Origin of the sequence: Agromyces sp. Soil535 (assembly GCF_001428255.1) — a bacterium.
Classification (GTDB): domain Bacteria; phylum Actinomycetota; class Actinomycetes; order Actinomycetales; family Microbacteriaceae; genus Agromyces.
Window position 1 is genome coordinate 60088 of the sequence record NZ_LMRW01000024.1, and the last position, 23465, is coordinate 83552.

Consider the following 23465-nt stretch of genomic DNA (forward strand, 5'->3'; position numbering starts at 1 on the left):
GTGGTCACGAAGTGCCCGTGAGGTCGTCGGCCGCCGCGCGACCGGCCTGCGCCGCTCGGGCGACGAAGTCGGCGATCGCCGTGAGCTCGGTGTCGGAGTAGCCGCCGAGCAGCCCGTCGAGCGCCGAGTTCATGCCGGCGTACAGGCGGAAGACCTCGCCGACGCGGTCGCGCACGGAACGCACGATGCTGCCTCGGCGGTCGGCGGGGTCGGGCTCGCGGGCGATCCAGCCCGCGCGCTCGAGGCGGTCGAGCACGCCGGTCATCGTGGCGGGATGCAGGCCGGCGCTGCGGGCCAGGGCACTGGGGCTCCGGGCGCCGAGGCGCACGAGCAGGTCGAGCACTTCGAGGTCCACGTCCTTCAGGCCCGATCGGGCGCCGACGCGGCGGTTGAGCGCGGCGAGCTCGCCGTTGAGGTCGCGCATCGCGTCCTTGACGGACTGCACCTGGCGGCGTCGCGTCGGGGCATCCGTTTGTTTGGATTCCATATTGTTCGACTTTCGTATAATATGAATTTCTGACAACAGCCTACGCCGGTCCGGCTCGAAGCGCGGCTCGGCACGAGGGAGGACCCATATGAGAATCGTGATCTTCGGAGCGAACGGCCCCAGCGGTCGGTTGCTGACGCGCCGCGCGCTCGACGAGGGGTACGAGGTCACCGCGTTCACACGGCATCCGCTCGACTTCCCCATCACCCACGACGCGCTCACGGTCGCGGGCGGCGACGTCGGCGATGAGACCGCCGTGAGCGACGCGGTACGCGGGCAGCACGTGGTGTTGTCGGCGCTCGGCGGCGTGTACACGCGGAAATCCGTGTCGGTGTACTCGGTCGGCGCCCGAAGCATCCTCGCCGCGATGCGGGAGCACGGCGTTCGCCGTGTGGCGTGCGTCAGCTCGAGCGCGACCGTGCCGAACCCCAACGCGAACGAGACGTTCTTCTTCGGCCGGGTGCTGCAGCCGTTCGTCACCAACGTGCTCGGCCGCACGCTCTACGCCGACATGGCGCGGATGGAGGCACTCGTCTCCACGAGCGACACCGACTGGACGATCGTTCGCCCATCGGGACTGTTCGACGCCGACGAGGTCAGCGAGTACGACGTGAGCGCCGAGCCGCTGCCCGGGCGCTTCACCGCCCGCATGGACCTCGCCGACCTCCTGCTCCGACAGGCGTACGACGACACCTTCATGCGGAGCCCGGCGTCGATCATCACCCGCGTCGGCGTACCGAGCGTCGCGCAGCTCATGCTGAAGGAGGCGTTCGGCAAGTAGGACGTCACCAGGAGACACCGGCGTATGGGGCCGGGTGCCTCAGACCGTGGTCCGAGTCAGCCGGCCGGGTCTGCCGTGGCAGCCTCGACCAAGGCGCGCGCCGACACCTTGGCGGCCTCCGGCGCCTCGGGATTCGCATCCAGCGCCCCGCTGGCCAGCCCGCCGTCGAGCAGCAGGGTGAGGGACCGCGCGAGCACATCGGGAGTTCGCGCGCCCGCCAGCTCCGACAGATCACGCACCCAGGCGAGCACGGCGGCCTTGTGTGCGACGGTGCGATCGTGCACGGGCGTGCCGGGGAGCGACTCGGCGGCGGCGTTGATGAACGCGCAACCGCGGTATCCCTCACGTCGGCAGGCGGCCGTGAGGGCGTCGAAGAGGCCGACGAGTTGGTCGGCCGGGTCAGACCCCGCGGCCTCGGCAGCCGCCTTCAGCTGGCCCGTCCACACGCCGTCGACCTTGTCGAGGTAGGCCACGACGAGGTCATCCTTGGCGGGGAAGTGCTTGTAGAACGTGGCCTTGGCCACGTCCGACTCGGCGATGATCAGGTCGACGCCCACCGCGCGAATCCCCTTGGCGTAGAACAGCCGGAACGCCGTGTCGAGGATGCGCTCTCTGGCGGCACTCGCCCGTGCGGGCGCCGGTGCTCCACCAGGGCTCGGCGACGTCGACGCGGACGCGGACGGAGAGATGACGCTCATGGGACCATTAAAACAGACAAGTCTGTCTGAAGTGACTTGAGGGTAGACCGATCTGTCTGCTATCGTGCGACTGGTGGTAGACAGATCTGTCTACTATGAGGAGATCCCTGACACGAGGAGCACCCCATCAAGATCGCGGTTCTCGGAACCGGCGTGGTCGGCCAGACCATCGCCCTCCGACTCTCACAATTCGGTCACACCGTCGTCGTCGGCACGCGCGACCCGCAGGCCTCGCTGGCGCGCACCGCGCCCGACGCCATGGGCCGGCCCGGCTTCGGCGACTGGTCGGCCGAGCACGATGCCATCGGCGTCGCCACATTCGCGGACGCGGCACAGGGTGCCGACCTCGTCGTCAACGCACTCTCCGGCGATGCAGCGGTTTCCGGTGTCGGCGCCGCCGGGGTGGCCGACGGCACCGTCGTACTCGACATCTCCAACCCGCTCGACTTCAGCCGGGGCATGCCGCCCAGCCTGTTCGTCAGCAACACCGATTCGCTCGGCGAGCAGATCCAGCGCACCTTCCCCACCCTGCGTGTCGTCAAGACGCTCAACACGATGAACGCATTCGTCATGGCCGACCCGAAGCTGGTCGCCGGCGGGGCGTTCACGACGTTCGTCTCAGGAGACGATGCCGACGCGAAGCAGGTGGTGATCGAACTGCTGGAGTCGATCGGCCACTCCGACGTCATCGACCTCGGCGACATCAGTACCGCACGGGGCACCAAGTCCCTCATGCCCGTCTGGCTCCGCCTGTACGGATCCCTGGGCACACCGATGTTCACCTTCAAGGTCGTGCGCTGACATGGCACCCGCGACGAACCAGCCGATGCAGGGCAAGAACGTACTCGTCACGGGCGGGACCGGCGGGATCGGGCTGGCCACGGCCACCGGTCTCGCCGGGCTCGGCGCCCGTGTCGGCATCGTCGGCCGCGACGCGGCCAGGGCGCAGGCGGCCGCCGAGGGCATTCGCGGCGCAGGCGGTCAGATCGACGTCTTCACCGCCGACCTGTCCTCGCAGCGCGAGGTGCACCGCCTCGCCGAGGAGGTGCTCGGCACTTACCCACGGCTCGACGTCCTGGTCAACAACGTCGGCGGCTACTGGGCGGCGCGCCACGCCACGGCGGACGGCCTCGAGCGCACGTTCGCGATCAACCACCTCGCGCCGTTCCTGCTCACGAACCTCCTGCTCGACCGGCTGCGCGCCAGCGCCCCGGCACGGGTGGTCACGGTCTCCTCAGGCGCGCAGGCGATGGGGCGGATCGACTTCGACGACCTCGAGGGCGAGCACGGATACAACGGGCAGCGCGCCTACAACCAGTCGAAGCTCGCGAACGTGATGTTCACCTACGAACTCGCGCGCCGCCTCGAGGGCACGGGTGTCACGGCCAACGCGCTGCACCCGGGCGTCGTGCGCACGGCGTTCGGCCACGAGGACTCCGGCCGATGGATGCGCGTGATGCTGCCGATCGTCCGGCCCTTCATGAAGAGCCCCGAGGCGGGTGCGCGCACCTCCATCCACCTCGCCGCGTCGCCCGAGGTCGAGGGGGTCAGCGGGCAGTACTTCGCGAATTCCAAGCCCACGACGTCGTCCGCGGCATCGCGCGACGCCGCAGCCGCGGCTCGATTGTGGGAGGTTTCCGAGCGCCTCGTCGGCCTCAGTGCTCACACGGCGGCGTGATCAGCACGAGGTCGACGCGAAGGAGGCGCGCCGGCATGGAGCAAGGAGCGGATGCCGCGACCGACCCGATCCTGGCCCACGTGACGCGCCGCGCCGCAGGCCGCGCTACCGCGCGCCTTTGACTGCGCGCCGCGCGGCCTGACGCCGCGCGAACGCCGCGTACCACCGGAACATCTGCGGCATGAGCCAATACGCCGCGATCGGAACGACGATGATCGTGAGCACGAACGCCCTGAGCACGGGATGCCAGTCCGGCGTCACAGGTCCGAGCAGTGTGCTGAAGATGGCGACGAGGGGGAAGATCGTGAGCCATACGATGAGCGCGGTCACGTGGATGCTGGGCCTCGGCGGCGCAGGCGGATCGGGGACCGTCTCGGGCGGATGCGTCGGCGTGTCCGCGTTCGGTGCTGGCGGGTCGTGCTCAGGAGGTATCGCCGTCATCTCTTCGACTCCGCATCGGGGTGAGGCCACCGGCGGCGGACGCAACGTGCGGACGCCGGGCCCTCTCCATTCTGCACCCGCGATCAACTGACGAGCTCGCAGCCCCGACCCGCGAGCGTCGTGTACACGGCGTGATCAGACGAGAGCGGATGCCGCGGGTCCCCCCGGACGGCGACATCCGCTCCCGGGTCGGTGGACGTGCGCCCGCGAGTCGTGGTGAGCACGGAGTCCTGCGTGTGCGCCGACTGCCGCGCCCGTCGGTCAGTGTATGCGCGGCACGGGTCGGCCGATGGGACGGAAGTCCCTTGGAACCGTAAGAATTCTCGGGGTCGGCGCGCAGGCGTGGCGCGTACGCTGTGCCCATGCCCGAGACGAGCGGCCGCGCGCGCGGGTGGGTGCTGCCCGCGGTCACGGGCGTGGCATCCGTCGCGTTCGGGGTGGGCATCGGGGAGCTCGCCGCCGCCGTGCTGGCGCCCGCGTCGGGCCCGTTCGTCGTCGTCGGATCGCTGCTCATCGATCTCGCGCCACCGTGGGCGAAGGATGCCGCGATCGCGCTGTTCGGCACCGCCGACAAGGCCGCGCTGCTCGTCGGCATCGGCCTGGTGCTCGTCGCCGTCGCAGGCGCCGCCGGCGTGCTCGAGGCGAGAAGGCCGCCGTGGGGTCGCGTGCTCGTGGGACTCCTGGGAGTGGTCGGCGCCATCGCCGCGTCGACTCGGGCGAACGCCTCGATGCTCGCGATCGCGCCGTCGGCGATCGCGGCGATCGGGGCGGTCGTGGCGCTGCAGCTCCTCGTGCGGCGGCTTCCGGGGACGGATGCGGCGGCGGCCACTCGACCGGCGGGCGCCACTCGACCGGCGGGCGCCACTCGACCGGCAGGCGCCACTCGACCGGCAGGCGCCACACGACCGGCAGGCGCCACACGACCCGCGGGGGAGGTCGACCGACGTCGCTTCCTCGGCTGGGCGGGCGGCGCCGCAGCCATCGGGGCGATCGCCGCCTTGGGGGGTAACGCCCTGCAGGCGGGCTCGCGCGCCGTCACCGCGATCCGCGAGACGATCACGCTCCCGAGGCCCACGGCGAGCGCGACGGTTCCCGCATCCGCTGAACTCGGCATCGCCGGCGTCGCCCCGGTCGTCACGCCGAACGCGCAGTTCTACCGCATCGACACCGCGCTCGCGGTGCCGGCCGTCGACCCGGCCGGATGGAGCCTCCGCATCCACGGCATGGTCGAGCGCGAGGTGTCGATCACCTGGGACGAGCTCATCGCCCTCCCCCTCGAGGAGTCCGTGACGACGCTCGCGTGCGTGTCGAACGAGGTCGGCGGCGGCCTCATCGGGAACGCGGTCTGGCTCGGCTACCCGATTCGCGAACTGCTCGCGCGCGCGGTTCCGTCTGCCGACGCCGACATGGTGCTCTCGCGGAGCGTCGACGGCTTCACCGCGTCGACGCCGCTCGCGGTGCTCGAGGACGACCGCAACGCGATCCTCGCGATCGGCATGAACGGCGACCCGCTGCCGCCGGAGCACGGATTCCCGGTGCGCATGGTCGTACCCGGCCTGTATGGTTACGTCTCTGCGACGAAGTGGGTGGTCGACCTCGAGGTGACGCGATTCGACGCGGCAGCCGCATACTGGACCACTCGCGGCTGGAGCGAGCGCGGGCCGATCAAGCTGCAGTCCCGCATCGACGTGCCTCGCAGTGGGCAATCGCTGCAGGCGGGTCCGGTCACCGTCGCCGGCGTGGCGTGGCACCAGCACGTCGGCATCGAGGCGGTCGACGTGCAGGTCGACGACGGACCGTGGCAGCCCGCGACGCTCGCGACGGCGATCTCGATCGACACCTGGGTGCAATGGCGGTACGACTGGGATGCCCCTGCGGGCACGCACACGCTTCGGGTGCGCGCCACGGGAGCCGACGGCGAGGTGCAGACCTCCGAGGTGCAGGGCGTGGTGCCCGACGGCGCCACCGGCCTGCACGAGCGCGCGGTGCAGCTGGGCTGAGCGGATGCCGCGATCGCACGGGGCGGTTACGCGAGTAATCGGCGACTCGTCCTCCATATTCGGAAGGACGCGCCTGTTCTGAACCGACTGTCGAGACATTCCTGCTGACGGGCCTGCCGCTCGTTGAATACGAGGGATGTTCTCTCCGCATATCGCCGGTACTTCGGTACTTCGGCACTTCGGCACCCGGAATGCCGAGAGACACCACTTCCGCGCCGACGGCGTGGGCACGGGCCGGTCAGGGAAGGTGCATACGTGGTCGAGAAGCCGATCAAGGTGGATGAGCACACCGACCGCCTGGTCACAGATCTCGCGTACTTCCTGCGGTGCTCGAAGAAGTCGATCGTGCGAGAGGCGGTGGCAGACTTCGCAGAGACGCGCCTCACCAAATCGAGGCCCGCTCCCGGCGGGGTCGGCGAATATGCTCCCGGCGGGGTCGGCGAAGGGGAGGAGAAGGGTCAGCGAGTTCGGGGAGATGAGGCGCTGGAGGACGACGCGATGGAGGACGGCGCGTACGAACAGGGCGTGTTACGCGCTCGAACCATTCGATCGGCTCGCCCTTCGGCGTACCGAGCTGCTGCGCCAGTTCGCCCAACACGGCGGCACGAATGTGCGTGTGCTCGAGCGAGTCGATGAGTCAACGACCGATGAGATCGTGCTCCTCGCGGATACCGATCCGGTCGCCGGGGGTGCGGCGATCCCCGTCCTCGAGGAGATCGCATGTCGCCTGCTGAGAACGCGCGCGACAGTCGTGTCGATGACCGCCCTCCGGATGTTCGGTTCCGGCCGCCTCCAGCCCGCGCTCGCGCAGTCTCGGCCACTCTGACTGCCGGAACGCGAGCACCGACCCGACGTCAATCCGGCAGACGCCGCCCGCGCCGCACCACGATCGGCGATCCGGTCGCGACGAACGCAGACGTCGGCGGCGCGGCGAGCACCTCGCCGAACGCGGGCCCGTAGAGTGACGCCAGATCCCCCTCGACGAGACGGTCACCGACCGGATGCACCCGCCAGCGCGGATGCTCCACCTCGTACTCCACCGTGCCTCCGTCGCGCTGCGCGGCGTACCCCCAGTAGTGCTCGGTGATGAACTCCTCCTCGGAGCCCTCGACGATCTCCCTTGCCGGGCCGCTCACGACGCACCGCATGAGGAACGGCCCGCCCTCGGCAGTCCAGCGGTACTCGACGACGCCGCCCGTCGGGATCGCCCCGTCGACGACGTCGACCCGGTGCTCCATCGGCACGGCGACGTAGCGTTCCTGGTAGAGCGCCCGGGCGGCCGCGGCGATGGCCCACCGGGGCACGAGCTCCTTCACGAACACGACGCCGCGGCGAACGCCGTCGTTCGCGACGCGCCGCACGTAGAAGCGCAGGTTCACCTCCTCGAAATGCCGGTGGAACGGCACAGGCACGCCGTGCACCCGCGTGTCCCGGAACATGAAGCCGACGAGGCTCACCTGGGGCGTGCCGGCGTGGGCATCGAGTTCGGTGCCGCTCGGCACCAGCGGCTCGAGCAGCTCGGCCGGGCAGGCGAAGTTGAGCATGGCCAGGTCGGTCCACCCGCCGGTGAGGAACCGGCCGGGCCGATCCGTCGCGCGCCCGTGGTCGTGCACCTGCTCACGCTAGCGCGGGACCTTCGACCCTCGCCGCCTTCGGATGCCGCGTGCAGAGTGTAGGCGTCGAAGGAGGTCGTCATGTCCACGTATCCACCCGCCGCACCGAACGCCGGACCCCCGGTCCCGTCCCCGCCGAGCGTGCCGCCCGAGCGATCGTTCATCGCGACCTGGATGTTCTCGTTGCTGCTCGGCTTCTTCGGGGTCGACCGGTTCTATCTCGGAAAGGTCGGCACCGGCATCGTGAAGCTGCTGACCTTCGGCGGACTCGGGATCTGGTGGCTCATCGACCTGATCCTCACGCTTGCGGGCTTGCAGCGTGACAAGGAGGGGCGCCTGCTCCCGGACTTCGAGCAGTACCGGATGATCGCGTGGATCATCACGGCCGCCGCCTTCGGGCTCTGGATCCTCACGGCGGCGATCTCGCGCGTCTACGTCTACGTGCCCCAGCAGTTCGGCCCGATGCTGCCGTGGTGGCAGGGGCAGTGATCGACTGGCTGCGCTCTCAGACCGCGGTGTAGCCCCCATCGACGAGGTGGTAGCTGCCGGTGATGAAGCTCGCCGCATCGCTCGCGAGGAACGCCACGAGCGCCGCGACCTCCTCGGACTCGCCGAGCCGTCCGATCGGGTGCTTGCCGGCGAGGAACTGCATGGCGGCCTCATCGAGGTTCGCGTCGAGCAGCGGCGTCTTGATGAAGCCGGGGCCGACCGAGTTCACGCGAACCCCCTGGTCGGCGTACTCGATCGCCGCGTTCTTCGTGAGACCGACCAGGCCGTGCTTCGCGCTCACGTACGCGGCCGAGTTCGCGAACCCGACGCTGCCGAGGATCGACGCGACGTTCACGACCGCACCACCCCCGTTCGCGGCGATCGCGGGCAATTGCGCCTTGAGGTTGTGGAAGATCGAGCTCAGGTTGACGCCGATGACCGTGTCCCAGCTGTCGTCGGGGTAGTCGCCGATGAGCGCGGACGCACCGCCGATGCCGGCGTTGTTCACCGCGATCCTCAGCGGCGCGAGCGCGTTCGCCTGGTCGATGGACGACGCGATCCACGCGGCATCCGTGACGTCGCCGACGGATGCCTCGGCGGTGTCGCCGGCCGCCAGGATCTCGGCGACGACGGCCTCGGCGTGCCCGGCGTCGAGGTCGTTCACGATGACGGATGCCCCGTTCGCAGCCAGCAGCCGGGCGATCGCGCGGCCGATGCCGCTGCCCGCCCCCGTGACGATCGCCGAGCGTCCTCCCACGTCGTAGGTGGCCATGGCTCCGTTCCTCCCCGGGCGGGCACGGAGCCGGGAACCCCTCTCGGGCGGCCCATCCGGGACCAGCCTACGGACGGCGTCTGGGAGCGCGGTCAGGGGTTGACGAACGTGAGGGAGTACGGTTCGCGCCGCGGTGGGAGGCTGGGATCGGCGACCGGTCAGCTCGTCGCGGCATCCGGATCGCCGAACCGTGCGACCAGCGACAACGCGATCTCACGGTGGCGGAGCAGGAAGGCGCGCTCGTCGAGCTTCTTGTGTCGCAGCCACGAGGTGACCTCGTCGTTGCACTTGCTCGCGTTGCACGAGCCGCACGCGGGCACGACGTTCTCGAGCGTGTAGCGCCCGCCGCGCGAGATCGGCAGCACGCAGTCGCGCTGGAGGGCGCGATCGGCGGCGCCGCAGTAGGCGCAGCCGCTCCAGGCGTCGGTGAGCGCGGTCCACTGCTCGTCTGTGAGGTCGTGCGTGACCCGCGCCATGCGGCGCTTGCGCCGTCGCGCGTACACGGCCGTGCGGGTTCGACTGACCGCCATGGCGCCAGACTAGACGGCGTCCGCGCGGGAGTCCGGCCGCCCGGCCGGTGACGACCCGACCGGCTCAGAGCCGCGGCGTGCGCGGCGGCTCCGTGCGACGCGCACCGGTCGCCTCGAATGCCGCGCCGAGGGCGAGCAGGGCCGTGTCGTCGTAGGCGCGTCCGGCGAACGTGAGGCCCACCGGCATCCGGATGTCGCTCATCAACCCCATCGGCACCGTGACGGTGGGGATGCCGAGGTGCCGCGGCACGAGGTTGCCGTTCGCGACCCACACGCCATTGCGCCAGCCGAGGTCGGCGGATGCTGCGTTCACGTCCATGTCGGCGGGGCCGACGTCGGCGACCGCGGGGAATACGACGGCGTCGAGCCCGAGGTCGTCCATCCATTGCTCGAGGTCGATGCGGCGGGTCTCCTCGAGCCCGCGCAAGCCGCCCTCGAGGCCGGGGATGTCGGTGACGGATGCCACGGGGTGCTCCCGCACGTGCGCCGGGTACTCGGCGATGTCGTCGTCGAACCCGGTGTAGTGGTCGGGTAGGGCGCCCTCGGGCGGCGGGAAGATGCGCGAGCCGTCGACGTCGGCCAGCGAGTGCAGGGCCGGGTCGCCGTTCGCGTCGAGGAAGTCGTTCCACGACCACGCCGACAGGTCGACGATCTCGCGGTGCAGGTACTCGGGGCTCACGAGCCCGCGGGTCGCGATGGTCGGTGCGCCCGGGCGGTCGCCTTCGTAGTTCGTGACGACCGGGAAGTCGACCTCGACCACCTCGGCGCCGGCCGCCTCGAGGTCCCGGCGCGCCGCCGCCCACAGGTCGATGACCGACGGACGGGTGTCGATGCGCTGCCCGGTGGGTCCGCCGATGCCCGGCGTGCGGCCGGGCTCGGCCGTGCCGGCCTCGGGGTCGTCGTTCACGTACATGCGCGGGACACCGACGCGAGTGCCGGCAAGCGCGGCTCGGGCGGCGGCGGCATCCGTCGGGCGCAGTGCCGGGTAGGCGGCGGGCCGCAGGTCGGACGCCTTCGGGATCTCCACCCACGGCTGCACCCGCCAGAAGTCGCCGCGGGTCTCGGCGTCGTCGGCGACGATGACGTCGAGCACCTCGAGCAGGTCGGCCATCGTGCGGGTGTGCGGCACGACGACGTCCATCGTGGGCACGAGCGGCCAGTTGCCGCGCACCGAGATGACACCCCTCGAGGGGGTGTACGCGCAGAGCGCGTTGTTCGACGCGGGCGCGCGGCCCGACGACCAGGTCTCCTCGCCGAGTCCGAACGCGGCGAACGATGCCGCTGTCGCGGTGCCCGAGCCGTTCGACGAGCCCGAGCCGAACGCGGCCGTGAGGTAGTCGGCGTTGTACGGGCTCTCGGCGCGGCCGTAGACGCCGCGCTGCATGCCGCCGTTCGCCATGGGCGGCATGTTCGTGAGGCCGATGAGCACGGCGCCCGCGGCGCGCAGCCGCTCGATCGTGAACGCGTCGCGCTGGGCGACCAGCTGCTCGAACACGGGACTCCCGGCCGCCGCCGTGAGCCCGCGAGCGAGGTAACTGTCCTTGGCGGTGTACGGGATGCCGTCGAGCGGGCCGAACGTCTCCCCGCGGGCTCGCCGCTCGTCAGATGCGCGCGCGTCGGCGAGCGCCTCGGGGTTCATGACGACGAGCGCGTTGAGCGCGGTCGGCGTGCCCGGGCGGTCGTACGCCTCGATGCGGTCGAGGTAGGCGCGCGTGAGCTCCTCGCTCGTGACGCGACCCTCCTCGAGCGCGGCGCGCAGGTCCGCGATGGACGCCTCGACCACGTCGAAGCGTTCTGCGGGTTGAGAAGGGCGCGCAGCGCCCGTCTCGAAACCCGCTGAGGCGGCGGCCGGGTTTCGAGACGCGGTGCCTTCGGCCCCGCTCCTCAACCCGCGGAGATTGCGGCTCATCGTGCCGCCTCCGGCTTCGGCTGCTGCTGCGTGATGCAGTGGATGCCGCCGCCACGGGCGAGGATCGGCCGCGCGTCGACGGTCACCACGCGGCGGCCGGGGTACGCCTCCCCGAGGATCGAAGCGGCGCGCGCGTCGGCCTCCGGCTCGCCGTAGCCGCACGCGATGACACCGCCGTTCACCACGAGGTGGTTCACGTAGCTCCAATCGACGAAGCCCTCGTCGTCGCGCAGGGTGTCGGGCGCGGGCAGCTCGATGACCTCGAAGCGGCGGCCCGCGGCATCCGTCTGCGTCTCGAGGAAGGCGCGCAGGTCGCGCGACACCTCGAAGTCGGGGTGCACTTCGTCGCGCTGCGTGTGCAGCAGGATGCGGCCCGGCGACGGGATCGTCGCGACCATGTCGACGTGGCCTCGCGTGCCGAAGTCCTCGTAGTCGCGGGTGAGGCCGCGGGGCAGCCACACGGTGTGCGTGGTGCCGATGGTGCGGGCGAACTCGTCCTCGATGCGGCGGGTGTCGGCGTAGGGGTTGCGGCCCGGGTCGAGCTGCACGGTGAGGGTCGCCAGCACGGTGCCCTCGCCGTCGACGTGGATCGCGCCGCCCTCGTTCACGAGCACGGAGCTGACGAGCTCGGCGCCGGCGCGATCGGCGACGATCCGGGCGATCTCGCGGTCGTGCTGCCAGCTCGCCCACTTGGGAGCACCCCACCCGTTGAACACCCAGTCGACCGCGCCGAGCACGCCGGGCCGCTCGTCGTCGACCACGAAGGTGGGCCCGAAGTCGCGCATCCAGAAGTCGTCGAGCGGCGCCTCGACCTGCTCGATGTCGGCCGACAGCATGCGCCGGGCGCGGTCGCGCTCCGACGGGTCGAGCACCATGGTGACCGGCTCGAACTCGGCCACGGCGTGCGCGACGGCAGTCCATGCCTCGTAGGCCTCCTCGGCCGACGCGGGGTCGTCGCCGAGCGTGAGGTTCGGCCGCGGGAACGCCATCCAGGTGCGCTCGTGCGTGGCGGTCTCGGCGGGCATGCGCCAGGTCATGCGGGCACCTCCGTGGTCGCGGGGTCGGATGCCGCGGCATCCGCTGCTTCGATATGGTCTCGCATCGGCGCGGCCGGCCGCAGCATCCGGTCGCGGTACGGCGAGGTCGTGAGCCAGAGGACGGCGTAGAGCGCACCGGCGAGGAACGGCCCGGCGACGGCTGAGAGGTCGGCGCCGCCGAGCGCGGCCGCGATGGGGCCGACGTAGAGCGTCGTGTTGGCCATCAGCACCGAGAGCGTGGTGCCGACCACCATCGTGATCACGCCGGGCCAGAACACGCCGCCGCGGTACCAGAACGGGCCGCCGCGGCGCTCGTCGCTGAGCGCGACGCCGTCGTAGCGGTTGCGGCGCAGGAGGATGTCGACCGCGTAGATCGCGACGAGCGGGCCGAGCACGGTGACGCTGAGCTCGAGCGCGGCGTTCAGCGTGTCGAGGAAGCTCGGCGCGAGGTACACGAACCAGCCGGCGGCGAGGGTCGCGAGCACGCCCGTGATGACCACCGTCGCGGCACGGGAGACCCGGATGCCGAGGCCCTGCGCGTAGAGGCCGGTCGAGTAGGCGACGAGCACGTTGTTCGTGATGCTGCCGAGCACGACGATCGCGAGGAAGATCGGCGTGAACCATCCGGGGACGATCTCGCCGATGGTCAGCTGCGGGTCGGTCATGTCGATGGCGGTGGCGGCGACCACGCCGAGCGAGCCGATGAGCACCGCGGGGATGAAGCCGCCGAGCGCGGTCCACCAGGCGACCGCGCGCTTCGGGGTGTCGGCGGGCAGGTACCGGGCGTAGTCGGCGCCGGTGCCCCAGGAGAGCGGGCCCGAGGCGACGATCGCGTAGCCGAGCAGCACCATGGCCCAGTGGTCGCCCTCGGGAAGCGGCGCCGGCTGGTACGAGAAGTCGGCCGCCTGGAACACGAAGACCGCGAGCACGATGAACGCGACTGCGAGTGCGGCGGAGAAGAACGGCGAGAGCTTCGTGATGGTCGCGTGCCCGTACACGCTCAGCACGAAGCTGAGCCCGGCGACCACCACGAGCACGACCCAGCCGAGGCCGCCCGACACGTCGATGCCGATGAGGCCGAGCAGGGCGTTCGCCGCGAGGGTCGCGACGGCGATGTTGATGATCTCGTAGAACAGGCCGATCGCGACACCGAGCCCGCCGCCGAAGACGCGGTTGCCGCGGATGCCGAACATCGCCCGCATCACGGTGACGCTCGGGGTGCCCGACGCGGGTCCGCTGACCGCGAGCCAGCCGACGGCGGCCCACCACAGGTTGCCGACCACGGTGATCGCGAGCGCCTCCCAGATCGAGAGCCCGAGCAGCACGAGCACGCCGCCGAGCACGAAGTAGAGGTAGACGACGTTCGCGCTCATCCAGACCCAGAACAGCTCGCGGGGGCGGCCGTGGCGCTCGGCGTCGGGGATGACGTCGACGCCGTGGGTCTCGATGCGGCCGGCGCGGTCGGATGCCGCGACGGGCGTGGGCGGCGACGCTGCCGCTCCGGGGGTGGGGGTGTGGTTGCTCATCGTTGAGGACTCTCCGGTTCGATCACTCGACGCGATCTCTGGACACGGCCGAGGACTCGACCTACTATTGATCACACGATCAATAAGATGCAGCGACGCTACCTACACCGAGGTCACGATGTCAAGACCCCCACGCAAGAAGGCCGCCCGCAAGTCGCCGGCCGAGCGCGCCGCCGAGATCGTGGATGCCGCGCGCGCGGTCGCCCTCGAGCAGGGGCTCTACGCCGTGACCCTGCGCAGCATCGCCGCGCGCATCGACGTGGCACCCGCGCTCGTGGCGCACTACGAGCCCAACATGGACGCGCTCGTCGCGAGCACCTTCGGCACGATCGTCTCGGCCGAGCTCGCGGAGGTCGGCGAGCTGGTCGGCGCGCTGCCGACGCCGCGCGAGCGGCTCGCGCTGCTCCTCGAGACGCTGCTCGACGGCACCCGCGACGACGTCACCGTGGTCTGGGTCGAGGCGTGGGCCCTCGGCCGCCGAAACGAGGTGCTCGCCGCGACCGTGCGCGACGAGATGGACGACTGGCGGGCCTACGTGCAGGGCATCGTCGAGGCCGGCGTCGCGGCCGGGGAGTTCGAGACCGACGACGCGGCATCCGTGGCCTGGCAGCTGCTCGGCATGATCGACGGCCTCAACGCGCACGCGCTCGTGCGCTGGGAGGACGCCACCGACCGCGGCTCCCGCATCGGCCACGCCGTCGAGGGCATGCTCGGGCTCGGTCGCGGAGCCCTCGCCGCGCGGTGACCCGACCGTCCGGTGACGGCGGGTGATGGCAGGCTGCGAGCATGCACTTCACGACGGAAGCCCGTCGAGCGAGGCTCGTCGCCCGCCAGCACCTCGACGGCACCGCAGCCGATCCGCTGCATGCGGCGACCGACCTGGTCGTGCTGCACGCGACCGATCCCGCGACCGTCTACCTCTCGGTGCTCGCCCGGTGCCCTGACGCTGCACTCGGAGACATCTCGCGGAGCATGTACGACGATCGGCGGCTCGTCAGGATGCTCGCGATGCGGCGCACGCTCTTCGTCGTGCCCGTCGAGTTCGCGCCCGTGGTGCACCACGCCGCGGGGCTCGGCATCGCCGCGAAGCAGCGGCAGCTGCTGGTCAAGCAGCTGCGGACCATCCCGACCGACCCGCCCGTGCCCGACGAGGTCGAAGGCTGGCTCGACGACGTCGAGTCGTCGGTCGAGCGTGTACTCACGGCACGTGGCGAGGCGCTCGCGAATGACCTGTCCTCCGACGAGCCGCGCCTTCGCACCTCCTTCCTGCCGACGACCGACAAGGCGTGGGACGTCAAGCGCACCATCACCTCCCAGGTGCTCACCGTCATGGCCGCAGAGGGGCGGATCGTTCGCAGCGCGCCGCGCGGCGGGTGGCTCGTGCGGCAGCACGCCTGGCAACCCTCGACCTCGTGGTGGCCCGAGGGCATGCCCGAGGTGCCCGATGCCGCCGCACGACTCGTCGAGCGCTACCTGAGACGGTTCGGTCCCGCGACCGCAGCCGACGTGCAGTGGTGGACGGGCTGGACTGCGGGAGCCACGCGTGCCGCGCTCGCCGCGCTCGACACCGTCGACGTCGGGTGCGGGCTCGTGCTCGCCGACGACGCCGAACCCGAAGAACCCCGGCCGCCGACCGCGGTGCTCCTCCCGGCCCTGGATCCGACGCCCATGGGCTGGAAGGAGCGCGGATGGTTCCTCCCAGAGGATCCGGCGCCGTTCTACGACCGATCCGGCAACGTCGGTCCGACCGTCTGGTGGGGCGGCGAGGTCGTCGGCGGCTGGGCGATCCGCCCCGACGGTGGCATCGCGACCCGGTTCGTCGTCGAACGCGGCGCCGATGCGGAGCGGGCGGTGACGGATGCCGCCGGCGCCCTCCAGGCCCGGCTCGAGGGCGCCGCCGTCGTCCCATCGTTCCCGACCCCGCTGGAGAAGGAGTTGCGCACCACATGACACCGCACCGGGCCGAGTCCCGGCGGGCGGCGTCGCGGACGCCGCCGCGGATGCGTCGGCCGGATGTCAGCGGCGGCGGCTACGGTGAAGACCGGGACGACGGAAGGGAGCCGCAATGTACCTGGTCGACGGCACCGTCGTCACGAGCGCGAGCGACCTGAAGAAGGCGTCGGAGTGCGAGTTCGCCTTCCTCCGCGAACTCGACGTCAAGCTCGGCCGCGATACGCTGTTCGAGCCGGTCGCCGACGCGATGCTCGAACGCGCCGGGCGCCTGGGCGACCAGCACGAGCTGCGCGTGCTCGAGGCCTATCGTGAGCGGTTGGGCGACGGCGTCGTCGAGATCACCCGGCCCGACCTGCGCGATGCCGATGCACTCGACGCGGCCGTCGGGGCCACACGCGACGCGTTCGAGGCGGGCGCCGCCGTGGTGTTCCAGGCCACGTTCATCGACGAGGGGTTCATCGGCTTCGCCGACTTCATCGTGCGACAGCCCGACGGGCGCTACCTCGTGCAGGACTCGAAGCTCGCCCGACGCGCCCGCGTCACCGCGCTCCTCCAGCTCGCCGCCTACGCGGAGCAGCTCGCGCGCATGGGCGTGCCGTGCGCCGACACCGTCGAGCTCCTGCTCGGCGACGGGTCCACGAGCGTCCACCGCCTCGACGACATCGCTCCCGTCTACGGCCTGCGGCGCGCTCGGCTCCAGCAGATCGTCGCCGAGCGGCTCGCCGACGACGGCCCCGTCTCGTGGGGCGACCCGCGCTACGCCCTCGACGGCCGGTGCCCCACGTGCGACCTCGAGGTGCAGGCGCACCGCGACGTGCTGCTCGTCGCCGGCCTGCGGATCACCCAGCGCGCGGCCCTCTTCGAAGCGGGCATCGAGACGATCGACGCGTTCGCAGCGTCAGAGGGCCACGTGCCCGGCATCCTCGACGCCACGATCGAGAATCTCCGCATCCAGGCACGGCTTCAACTCGAGGCCGAGGCGGCAGCGGCGGATGCGGATGCCGCTGGCGAGCGCTCTCCCGACGATCCGCCGCTCCCTCCGCCCGTGGTCGTGCGCGACGCGGCGTCGCTCGCGGCGATCCCCGAGCCCGACCCCGGCGACCTGTTCTTCGACTTCGAGGGCGATCCGCTCTACACCGAGGGCGCGGCGAACGACTGGGGCCTCGACTACCTCTTCGGCATGGTCGACACCGACGAGCGGTTCACCCCGCTGTGGGCGCACAGCTTCGCCGAGGAGCGGGTCGCGCTCGAGCAGTTCCTCGCGCTCGTCGCGGCACGCAGGGCCGCGCACCCGAACATGCACATCTACCACTACGCGAGCTACGAGCGCACGCACCTGCTCACGATCGCCGCACGGCACGGCGTGGGCGAGGCGGCGGTCGACCAGCTGCTCGCCGACGGCGTGCTCGTCGACCTCTACCCGATCGTGAAGCGCGCGGTGCGGGTGGGCAGCCGCTCGTACTCGATCAAGAAGCTCGAGCCGCTCTACATGGGCACCGAGCTGCGCGAGGCCGAGGTGAAGTCGGGCGGCGACTCGATCCTCGAGTACGTACGTGCGCGCGAGCTGCTCGCCACCGGCGAGGTCGACCCCGTCACCGGGCTGGCCGGCGCGGCGGCGGCGCAGCACGTGCTCGACGACCTCGCCGACTACAACCGCTACGACTGCGTCTCCACGCTGCGGCTGCGCGACTGGCTGCTCGGCATCGCCCGCGAAGCCGGCGTCGAGCCGGTGCCCGAGTCGCTCCTCGTCGAGGCCGCCAAGGCCGCGGGCAAGGTGTACGAGGCCTCTCCGCTCGCGGTCGAGCTGCAGCGCCTCGCCGGTCCGCCCGACGACCCCGAGCGCGACGCCGACCACACGGCGCTCGCCCTTGCGGCGGCCGCGATCGACTACCACGACCGCGAGGCGAAGAGCTTCTGGTGGTCGCACTTCTTCCGCGTCGAGCAACCGCTCGAGTCGTGGGAGGACCACCGCGACGTGCTCGTCGTCGACCCCGCGGCATCCGCCATGGTGCAGCGCTGGTACCGCGAAGACCAGCATCGCGTCGACCGACGCGAACTGCTCCTGCGCGGGCGCATCGCACCGGGTTCGCGGTTCGGCGTCGGGGCCGAGCTGTTCGTGCTCTACGACTCCCCCGCGCCGTTCCCGCGGCAGGGACTCCGCCCCGGCTCGCGCACCCAGAACTCCGTGCGCGTGCTCGAGGTGCTCGACGACGGGCTCGTGGTGGAGGAGCGCTCGGTCGCCGGATTCACCTGGTCGGAGCTGCCGATGGCCGTCGTGCCGGGCACGCCGCCGCCCGCCGGCCGACAGCGGGAGGCGATCGACGAGTGGGCGCAGGAGCTTGCGAGCCTCTACCCGTTCGCGTGGCCGAAGAACCCCACCATCGATGTGCTGCGGCGCACGCCGCCTCGCGTCCGCCCCGAGGTCGACGGGCTCGCACCGCTCACCGCCGAGCACGACTACGTGCGCGGGGTGATCGCCTCGCTGCGCTCGCTCGACGACTCCTACCTCGCTGTGCAGGGGCCGCCCGGCACCGGCAAGACCTACGTCGCGTCGCACACGATCGCCGAGCTGGTCGCGCGCCATGGCTGGCGCATCGGCGTGGTCGCGCAGTCGCACGCCGTCGTCGAGAACGTGCTCGACTCGGTCGTGCGCACCGCCGGCCTGGCGCCCGACCTCGTGGCCAAGGCGCCGAAGGACCCGCGCGAACCGGGCGACCACGAGTACACGATCATCGCGAAAGACGGGGTGGCCGAGTACACGGCCGCGCACGCGGCATCCGGCTTCGTCATCGGCGGCACCGCCTGGGACTTCGCGAACGCCGACCGCGTGCCGCGCCGCTCGCTCGACCTGCTCGTCATCGACGAGGCCGGCCAGTTCTCGCTCGCCGCGACGATCGCCTCCGCGGTCGCCGCCCGCAACCTGCTGCTCCTCGGCGACCCGCAGCAACTGCCGCAGGTGAGCCAGGGCAACCACCCCGAGCCTGTCGACGAGTCGGCCCTCGGCTGGGTCGCCGACGGGCACGACGTGCTGCCCGCCGAGTACGGCTACTTCCTCGCCGAGAGCCGGCGGATGCATCCGGCCGTCGCCGAGCCGGTGTCGCACCTGTCCTACGACGGCGAGCTGCACTCGCACCCGGTCGCGTCGCTGCGCTCGCTCGACGGCGTGGCGCCGGGGCTCACCCCGGTGCCGATCGAGCACTTCGGAAACGCCACCGCCTCGCCCGAGGAGGCGCTCGCGGTGGTCGGCCTCGTGAGCGAGCTGCTGGGTCGCGCCTGGGTCGACGCGACGGATGCCGCGGCCACCGCCCGGCCGCTCGGCCAACGCGACCTCATCGTCGTCACGCCGTACAACGCGCAGCTCAGCGAGGTGCGTGCCGCACTCGACGCCGCCGGCTACTCCGACGTGCCCGTCGGCACGGTCGACAAGTTCCAGGGCCAGGAGGCGGCGGTCGCGATCGTGTCGCTCGCCGCATCGTCGGCGGCGGCCGCGCCACGCGGCGTGGAGTTCCTGCTGCTGCAGAACCGCCTCAACGTCGCGATCTCGCGCGCGAAGTGGGCCGCCTACCTGATCTACTCCCCCGGCCTCGTCGACACGCTGCCGCGCACGCCCGAGGGGGTCGCGCAGCTCAGCGCGTTCGTGCGCCTCGTCGGCGCCGACCTGGCGTCGCGGGCCGAACCGGCCGTGACCGGCGCGGCGCAGTAGCGCAATCGCGTCCGAGGGTGGGCGCGGTGTTCGTGGGCCGTTGCGGCCGCGCGTGCCCGCCGCGGCGGGCGCATCATCCGCGGACCAACCTGCCCACCGTCATGTGTCGCGTCACGAAAGCAGGGACCCCCGCGCCGAGCCGGTTCCCAGTTCCTGTTCTCGACGCCACGACGGCGTGTCGTCCTGTTCTCGGAACGCAGGACGACGGGCATCCGACGGCCTCGGCCGGTGATCAGCCCGTGAGCGCCTCGATCGCCTTCGCGATGCGACGCTGCCGGGTGTCCGCGGCCTTCGCGGACTCCACCGCGCTGACATGCGCCTTCTTGTGGCTGGGCGGCAGCCGCTCCCACGCCGCACGCGCGCCCGGCGCCGCATCGATCGCCGCCGCGAGGTCTTCGGGCACCTCGACCGTGCGCGGTGCCGTGTCGACGTCGACGTCGACGACGATCGGGTCGCCGCCCTCGATGCCCGTCGCCGCCCGCTTGTCGGAGCTGAACGGGATGAGGTACCTCCCGCCCATCACGGCCACCGTGCTGCGGTACTCGTAGCCGTTGACGTTCACCGTGACCGGTGGCTTCCTCCCGGCGCCGAGCGCCTCGATCACCTCGGGCGGCACCTCGATGCCGGTGTTGTTGCCCGACAGGGACATCGTCGTCTCGAACCGCATGGGCCCGAGTCTGCCACCGCCGCCTGAAGCTGGGAATACCGCACAGGCTCGATGCGTAAGTTATCGGCGTGACTTCCCCTGCATCGTCATCCGACCTGTTCCCTGCCCGCATCACGATGTTCGGCGCTGCCTGGTGCGGCGACTGCCGCCGCTCCAAGGCGCTGCTCGACCGCCGCGGCGTCGACTACGACTACGTCGACCTCGAGACCGTCGTCGACGGCGCCGACCGCTCGAAGGCCATCAGCGGACGCACCCGGATCCCCGTCGTGGTGTTCCCCGACGGCACCCACTTCACCGAGCCGACCGACGCCGAGCTCGGCGCGAAGCTCGACGAGGCGCTCGCCGCGTAACACGCTCGGGCCAGGACCACACCGCCCCTCACCGCATCGGGCCACGGTTCCGTGCGTCACGCCACGAATCGCAGCAGCACCCACAGCAGCGCCGACCCGTTCAGCGCGATTCCGGCGATCCACGCGCCCGACGCGAGTCCCGACGTGCGCCGTGCCGCCACCGCCCCGAGGACGGCGAGCACCAGCCCGATCCCGGCGAGCAGCAGCGTGATGGGCCCGTCGAGCACCACGGACGACAGCACGGCCACGACGCCGACGGCAAGGGACGCGGCGCCGAGACTGCCCGTGACGCCCGTCTGAGCCGTCGCCTGCGGAGGCGGCGCCGTCGGGCCCCACGCCGCGCCGTCCCACCAGCGTGTCGACCCCGGCCGATCAGGATCGGCGTACCAGCCCTCCGGTGTGTTCGTCATGCCCGCATCCTCCCAGAGCGCAGCTTCGTCCCGGATCGCGATTCGGCAACGATCCCACCCGCGCATGCGACCGCGCGCGAACACGCCCGGGGGGAGCGCGCTCGCGCGCGGAGTCTCGACGCGCGGAGTCTCAGGCAGCGCAGCGCCCGTCAGTCGGCGATCGCGGGCACGGCTCCCGTGACCACGAGCGGACGGTCGGATGCCGCACCCGCAGTCGCGCGCACAGCCGTCGCACCCGCGGCATCCGTCGCACCCGCGGCATCCGTCGCCTCGCCCTCGACCGCCGGCGCGCGCCGACCCCACACCGCGAACAGCACGAGCGCGACCGTGAGGAATACGGTGCCGCCGAGCAGCGCAGCTGCGACGCCGCGAGCCGCGCCGCCGCTCAAGGTGACGGCGGTGAAGACCGTCGTGAGCCCTGCGACGCCGATCGAGCCGCCGAGCTGCTGCATGCCCTGCAGCAGGCTCGACGCCTGCCCGGTCTCGCCGGCACGGGCCTGCGCCATCACGATCGACGTGATCGGTGCGAACGTGAGGCCGGCGCCGACGCCGAGCACGATGGCCGGGCCGAGGATGCCGGTGAGGAACGTGCTCGCCGCCCCGAGCTGCGCCATCCAGAGCATGCCGCCCGCGAGCCCTGCGAGCCCGGTGAGGGCGACGACCCGCTCGCCGAGTCGAGCCACCAGGCGCGGCGTGAACTGGTTGACGACGAGCATGGTGCCGACGAAGGGGAGCAGCGCGAGGCCGGTGCCGAGCGGGTCGTACCCGAGCACGTTCTGCGTGAAGAGGGTCGCGAAGTAGAAGAACCCGAACATGCCGGCGGGCACGAAGAGCATCGTCCAGAACGGCACGGCCGTTCGCGGCGAGCGGAAGTACGCGAGCTGCACGACTGGGCTGGCGTGCCGGCGCTCGATGAGCACGAGAGCGACGAGGGATGCCACCGCCACGGCGAACGCGGCGATCGTACGCGGGTCGCCCCAGCCGGACTCGGCGGCGACCGTGAACCCGTAGACGAGTGCGACCATCGCGACGGTCGACGTGACCGCGCCGCCGATGTCGAGGCGGGCATGGCTGCGCTCGGTCTCGCGGAGGAAGGCGAGCGCGCCCGCGACGATCACGAGCCCGATGGGCACGTTCACGAACATCACCCACTCCCAGCCGAGCGTGGTGGTGAGCACGCCGCCGAGAATGAGGCCGATGGCGCCGCCCGACCCCGCGGCGAGCACGAAGAGCGACATGGCGCGGTTACGCTGCTGGCCGGGCACGGTGTTCGCCATGAGCAGCACGAGCGTCGACGGGGCCGCGAGCGCGGCTCCGATGCCCTGCAGCACGCGGGCGGCGACGAGCATCTCGGGGGTGACGGCGAAACCGCCGAGCGCGGATGCCGCGATGAACACGAGCGTGCCGACGACGAGCGCGCGTCGCGCCCCGATCATCGAGCCGATGCGGCCGCTGAGCAGGATGAGCCCGGCGAAGGCGAGCGCGTAGGCGGTGACCACCCAGGACAGCGTCGCCGCGCTGAAACCGAGCTCGGCCTGGATGTGGGGGAGTGCGACGTTCACGATGCTGGCGTCGACCACGAGCATGAGCTGCGTGACGAACACGACGATGAGGCCGAGCAGGGTGCGCCCGGTGAGACGGTTGACGACGGTGGCGGCGGAGGGTGGTGCGGCGCTCATGCTGGTACTCCTGGTCTGGCTGGGGTAGTCTTCATATCCGGAGAGCGTCTCCTGTTTGCTCCAACGACAATACGGAGGCTGTCTCCGCTTTGTCAAGTGATTTCGCCGGAGACCCGCGGAGAGGTCCGGCGGACCTGTCGGAGGTATCGAGTGAACACGGAGGCAGCCGCACCGGTGCGGCCCATGCGGGCGGATGCGCGGCGCAACTACGAGGCGATCGTGCGGGTCGCCGGCGAGGCGTTCGCGGAGCACGGCACCCACGCCTCGCTCGACGACATCGCGTGTCGCGCGGGCGTCGGGGCGGGGACGCTCTACCGCCACTTCCCCAACCGCGACTGCCTGCTCGAGGCCGCGCTGGTCGAGAGCCGCCACGAGCTGAAGGACCTCGGCGAGCGCCTCCTCGACACGGATGACGCGGGCGCCGCGCTCGACGAGTGGATGCTGGCGCTCGCCCGCCATGCGAGCACCTGGGACGGCCTGGCGGACTCGATCGCCCAGTCCCTCAACAACGAGAAGTCCCCGCTCGGCGCATCGTGCGGCACCCTGGTCGACGCGACCGGTCGCCTCCTCGACCGCGCCAGGGCGCGCGGCGCGGTGACGGCGGATGCCTCGGCGCGCGAGCTCTTCGTCATGGCGGGCTCGCTGGCCTGGGCGGCCGACCGCGCGGCGCGAGGGAGCGGCGAGGACGAGCTGCCGCGCCTGCTCGCGCTGCTCATGCGCGGCCTCCACTAGCCCACGGTGC

Annotated in this window: 22 protein-coding genes; 10 read left to right on the plus strand and 12 right to left on the minus strand. The window is 71.6% G+C overall.

Going from position 1 to position 23465, the window contains the following annotated elements; genetic code table 11:
* Positions 1 to 4: 4 nt before the first annotated feature.
* Positions 5 to 487, minus strand: a complete 483-nt coding sequence (locus ASG80_RS15510) for a MarR family transcriptional regulator (protein ID WP_056732314.1) — start codon at positions 485 to 487, stop codon at positions 5 to 7.
* An 88-nt stretch (positions 488 to 575) separates the two neighbouring features.
* Between ASG80_RS15510 and ASG80_RS15515 the strand changes: the two genes are divergently transcribed.
* On the plus strand, positions 576 to 1268 hold the full coding sequence (locus tag ASG80_RS15515) for an NAD(P)-dependent oxidoreductase (protein ID WP_056732316.1): 693 nt from the start codon (positions 576 to 578) through the stop codon (positions 1266 to 1268).
* Positions 1269 to 1324: 56 nt separating this feature from the next.
* On the opposite strand, the gene ASG80_RS15520 is transcribed toward ASG80_RS15515, so the two are convergent.
* On the minus strand, positions 1325 to 1966 hold the full coding sequence (locus tag ASG80_RS15520; protein ID WP_082590459.1) for a TetR/AcrR family transcriptional regulator: 642 nt from the start codon (positions 1964 to 1966) through the stop codon (positions 1325 to 1327).
* 132 nt (positions 1967 to 2098) lie between these two features.
* Here ASG80_RS15520 and ASG80_RS15525 point away from each other — a divergent pair, with 132 nt between their 5' ends.
* Positions 2099 to 2767: an NADPH-dependent F420 reductase gene (locus tag ASG80_RS15525; protein ID WP_369816277.1), complete on the plus strand. Its 669-nt coding sequence runs from the start codon at positions 2099 to 2101 to the stop codon at positions 2765 to 2767.
* 1 nt (position 2768) lies between these two features.
* Complete coding sequence (locus ASG80_RS15530; RefSeq protein WP_235508353.1) at positions 2769 to 3644, plus strand: SDR family oxidoreductase; 876 nt, start codon at positions 2769 to 2771, stop codon at positions 3642 to 3644.
* A 105-nt stretch (positions 3645 to 3749) separates the two neighbouring features.
* Here ASG80_RS15530 and ASG80_RS24555 read toward each other — a convergent pair whose 3' ends face one another.
* On the minus strand, positions 3750 to 4085 hold the full coding sequence (locus tag ASG80_RS24555; protein WP_082590461.1) for a hypothetical protein: 336 nt from the start codon (positions 4083 to 4085) through the stop codon (positions 3750 to 3752).
* Positions 4086 to 4447: 362 nt separating this feature from the next.
* Here ASG80_RS24555 and ASG80_RS15540 point away from each other — a divergent pair, with 362 nt between their 5' ends.
* A complete protein-coding gene (locus ASG80_RS15540; protein ID WP_056732320.1) occupies positions 4448 to 6085 on the plus strand; it encodes a molybdopterin-dependent oxidoreductase in 1638 nt (545 codons plus the stop codon).
* Between the two features lie 854 nt (positions 6086 to 6939).
* Here the strand turns inward: ASG80_RS15540 and ASG80_RS15550 are convergent.
* Positions 6940 to 7698, minus strand: coding sequence for a YqjF family protein (locus ASG80_RS15550; protein WP_235508354.1), 759 nt, complete (start codon positions 7696 to 7698; stop codon positions 6940 to 6942).
* Positions 7699 to 7779: 81 nt separating this feature from the next.
* Here ASG80_RS15550 and ASG80_RS23065 point away from each other — a divergent pair, with 81 nt between their 5' ends.
* A complete protein-coding gene (locus tag ASG80_RS23065; RefSeq protein WP_082590463.1) occupies positions 7780 to 8187 on the plus strand; it encodes a TM2 domain-containing protein in 408 nt (135 codons plus the stop codon).
* 16 nt (positions 8188 to 8203) lie between these two features.
* Here the strand turns inward: ASG80_RS23065 and ASG80_RS15560 are convergent, their stop codons facing one another.
* From ASG80_RS15560 to ASG80_RS15580, 5 genes are all read right to left on the minus strand, one after another.
* On the minus strand, positions 8204 to 8959 hold the full coding sequence (locus ASG80_RS15560; RefSeq protein WP_056732325.1) for an SDR family NAD(P)-dependent oxidoreductase: 756 nt from the start codon (positions 8957 to 8959) through the stop codon (positions 8204 to 8206).
* A 158-nt stretch (positions 8960 to 9117) separates the two neighbouring features.
* A complete protein-coding gene (locus ASG80_RS15565) occupies positions 9118 to 9489 on the minus strand; it encodes an HNH endonuclease (protein ID WP_082590465.1) in 372 nt (123 codons plus the stop codon).
* Positions 9490 to 9553: 64 nt separating this feature from the next.
* A complete protein-coding gene (locus ASG80_RS15570) occupies positions 9554 to 11398 on the minus strand; it encodes an amidase (RefSeq protein ID WP_082590467.1) in 1845 nt (614 codons plus the stop codon).
* Entirely contained in the window at positions 11395 to 12435 is a 1041-nt protein-coding gene (locus ASG80_RS15575; protein ID WP_056732329.1) for an agmatine/peptidylarginine deiminase, read from the minus strand. Before ASG80_RS15575 ends, ASG80_RS15570 begins: the two co-directional genes overlap by 4 nt.
* Complete coding sequence (locus ASG80_RS15580) at positions 12432 to 13961, minus strand: cytosine permease (RefSeq protein WP_082590469.1); 1530 nt, start codon at positions 13959 to 13961, stop codon at positions 12432 to 12434. The genes ASG80_RS15575 and ASG80_RS15580 overlap by 4 nt, the downstream gene beginning before the upstream one ends.
* Before the next feature lie 118 nt (positions 13962 to 14079).
* On the opposite strand from ASG80_RS15580, the gene ASG80_RS15585 reads away from it, so the two are divergent.
* The 3 genes from ASG80_RS15585 (at position 14080) to ASG80_RS15595 (ending at position 19617) form a co-directional block, all read left to right on the plus strand.
* Positions 14080 to 14706 (plus strand): TetR/AcrR family transcriptional regulator, encoded by a 627-nt coding sequence (locus ASG80_RS15585; protein ID WP_056732332.1) that lies wholly within the window; start codon positions 14080 to 14082, stop codon positions 14704 to 14706.
* Positions 14707 to 14747: 41 nt separating this feature from the next.
* Positions 14748 to 15911 (plus strand): winged helix DNA-binding domain-containing protein, encoded by a 1164-nt coding sequence (locus ASG80_RS15590; RefSeq protein WP_056732334.1) that lies wholly within the window; start codon positions 14748 to 14750, stop codon positions 15909 to 15911.
* 115 nt (positions 15912 to 16026) lie between these two features.
* Positions 16027 to 19617 carry a bifunctional RecB family nuclease/DEAD/DEAH box helicase gene (locus tag ASG80_RS15595; RefSeq protein ID WP_056732336.1) on the plus strand — a complete coding sequence of 1197 codons (3591 nt, stop codon included), beginning with the start codon at positions 16027 to 16029 and terminating at the stop codon, positions 19615 to 19617.
* Positions 19618 to 19849: 232 nt separating this feature from the next.
* Here the strand turns inward: ASG80_RS15595 and ASG80_RS15600 are convergent, their stop codons facing one another.
* Positions 19850 to 20284 carry a YdeI/OmpD-associated family protein gene (locus ASG80_RS15600; protein WP_056732338.1) on the minus strand — a complete coding sequence of 145 codons (435 nt, stop codon included), beginning with the start codon at positions 20282 to 20284 and terminating at the stop codon, positions 19850 to 19852.
* 68 nt (positions 20285 to 20352) lie between these two features.
* Here ASG80_RS15600 and ASG80_RS15605 point away from each other — a divergent pair, with 68 nt between their 5' ends.
* Positions 20353 to 20634: a glutaredoxin domain-containing protein gene (locus ASG80_RS15605; RefSeq protein WP_056732340.1), complete on the plus strand. Its 282-nt coding sequence runs from the start codon at positions 20353 to 20355 to the stop codon at positions 20632 to 20634.
* 56 nt (positions 20635 to 20690) lie between these two features.
* Here ASG80_RS15605 and ASG80_RS15610 read toward each other — a convergent pair whose 3' ends face one another.
* Both ASG80_RS15610 and ASG80_RS15615 read right to left on the minus strand, forming a co-directional pair.
* The gene (locus ASG80_RS15610) at positions 20691 to 21044 is read right to left on the minus strand and encodes a DUF2510 domain-containing protein (protein ID WP_162256641.1); all 354 of its coding nucleotides are present in this window, start codon (positions 21042 to 21044) and stop codon (positions 20691 to 20693) included.
* A gap of 149 nt (positions 21045 to 21193) precedes the next feature.
* Positions 21194 to 22723, minus strand: a complete 1530-nt coding sequence (locus ASG80_RS15615) for a DHA2 family efflux MFS transporter permease subunit (protein WP_056732343.1) — start codon at positions 22721 to 22723, stop codon at positions 21194 to 21196.
* A gap of 150 nt (positions 22724 to 22873) precedes the next feature.
* Between ASG80_RS15615 and ASG80_RS15620 the strand changes: the two genes are divergently transcribed.
* Positions 22874 to 23455 (plus strand): TetR/AcrR family transcriptional regulator, encoded by a 582-nt coding sequence (locus ASG80_RS15620; RefSeq protein ID WP_156401885.1) that lies wholly within the window; start codon positions 22874 to 22876, stop codon positions 23453 to 23455.
* Positions 23456 to 23465 lie beyond the last annotated feature (10 nt).

Coding starts and splice junctions, on each gene's coding strand:
- ASG80_RS15510 (WP_056732314.1), bottom strand. CDS start 487: ATGGAATCCAAACAAACGGATGCCCCGACGCGACGCCGCCAGGTGCAG.
- ASG80_RS15515 (WP_056732316.1), top strand. CDS start 576: ATGAGAATCGTGATCTTCGGAGCGAACGGCCCCAGCGGTCGGTTGCTG.
- ASG80_RS15520 (WP_082590459.1), bottom strand. CDS start 1,966: ATGAGCGTCATCTCTCCGTCCGCGTCCGCGTCGACGTCGCCGAGCCCT.
- ASG80_RS15530 (WP_235508353.1), top strand. CDS start 2,769: ATGGCACCCGCGACGAACCAGCCGATGCAGGGCAAGAACGTACTCGTC.
- ASG80_RS24555 (WP_082590461.1), bottom strand. CDS start 4,085: ATGACGGCGATACCTCCTGAGCACGACCCGCCAGCACCGAACGCGGAC.
- ASG80_RS15540 (WP_056732320.1), top strand. CDS start 4,448: ATGCCCGAGACGAGCGGCCGCGCGCGCGGGTGGGTGCTGCCCGCGGTC.
- ASG80_RS23065 (WP_082590463.1), top strand. CDS start 7,780: ATGTCCACGTATCCACCCGCCGCACCGAACGCCGGACCCCCGGTCCCG.
- ASG80_RS15560 (WP_056732325.1), bottom strand. CDS start 8,959: ATGGCCACCTACGACGTGGGAGGACGCTCGGCGATCGTCACGGGGGCG.
- ASG80_RS15565 (WP_082590465.1), bottom strand. CDS start 9,489: ATGGCGGTCAGTCGAACCCGCACGGCCGTGTACGCGCGACGGCGCAAG.
- ASG80_RS15570 (WP_082590467.1), bottom strand. CDS start 11,398: ATGAGCCGCAATCTCCGCGGGTTGAGGAGCGGGGCCGAAGGCACCGCG.
- ASG80_RS15575 (WP_056732329.1), bottom strand. CDS start 12,435: ATGACCTGGCGCATGCCCGCCGAGACCGCCACGCACGAGCGCACCTGG.
- ASG80_RS15580 (WP_082590469.1), bottom strand. CDS start 13,961: ATGAGCAACCACACCCCCACCCCCGGAGCGGCAGCGTCGCCGCCCACG.
- ASG80_RS15585 (WP_056732332.1), top strand. CDS start 14,080: ATGTCAAGACCCCCACGCAAGAAGGCCGCCCGCAAGTCGCCGGCCGAG.
- ASG80_RS15590 (WP_056732334.1), top strand. CDS start 14,748: ATGCACTTCACGACGGAAGCCCGTCGAGCGAGGCTCGTCGCCCGCCAG.
- ASG80_RS15595 (WP_056732336.1), top strand. CDS start 16,027: ATGTACCTGGTCGACGGCACCGTCGTCACGAGCGCGAGCGACCTGAAG.
- ASG80_RS15600 (WP_056732338.1), bottom strand. CDS start 20,284: ATGCGGTTCGAGACGACGATGTCCCTGTCGGGCAACAACACCGGCATC.
- ASG80_RS15610 (WP_162256641.1), bottom strand. CDS start 21,044: ATGACGAACACACCGGAGGGCTGGTACGCCGATCCTGATCGGCCGGGG.
- ASG80_RS15615 (WP_056732343.1), bottom strand. CDS start 22,723: ATGAGCGCCGCACCACCCTCCGCCGCCACCGTCGTCAACCGTCTCACC.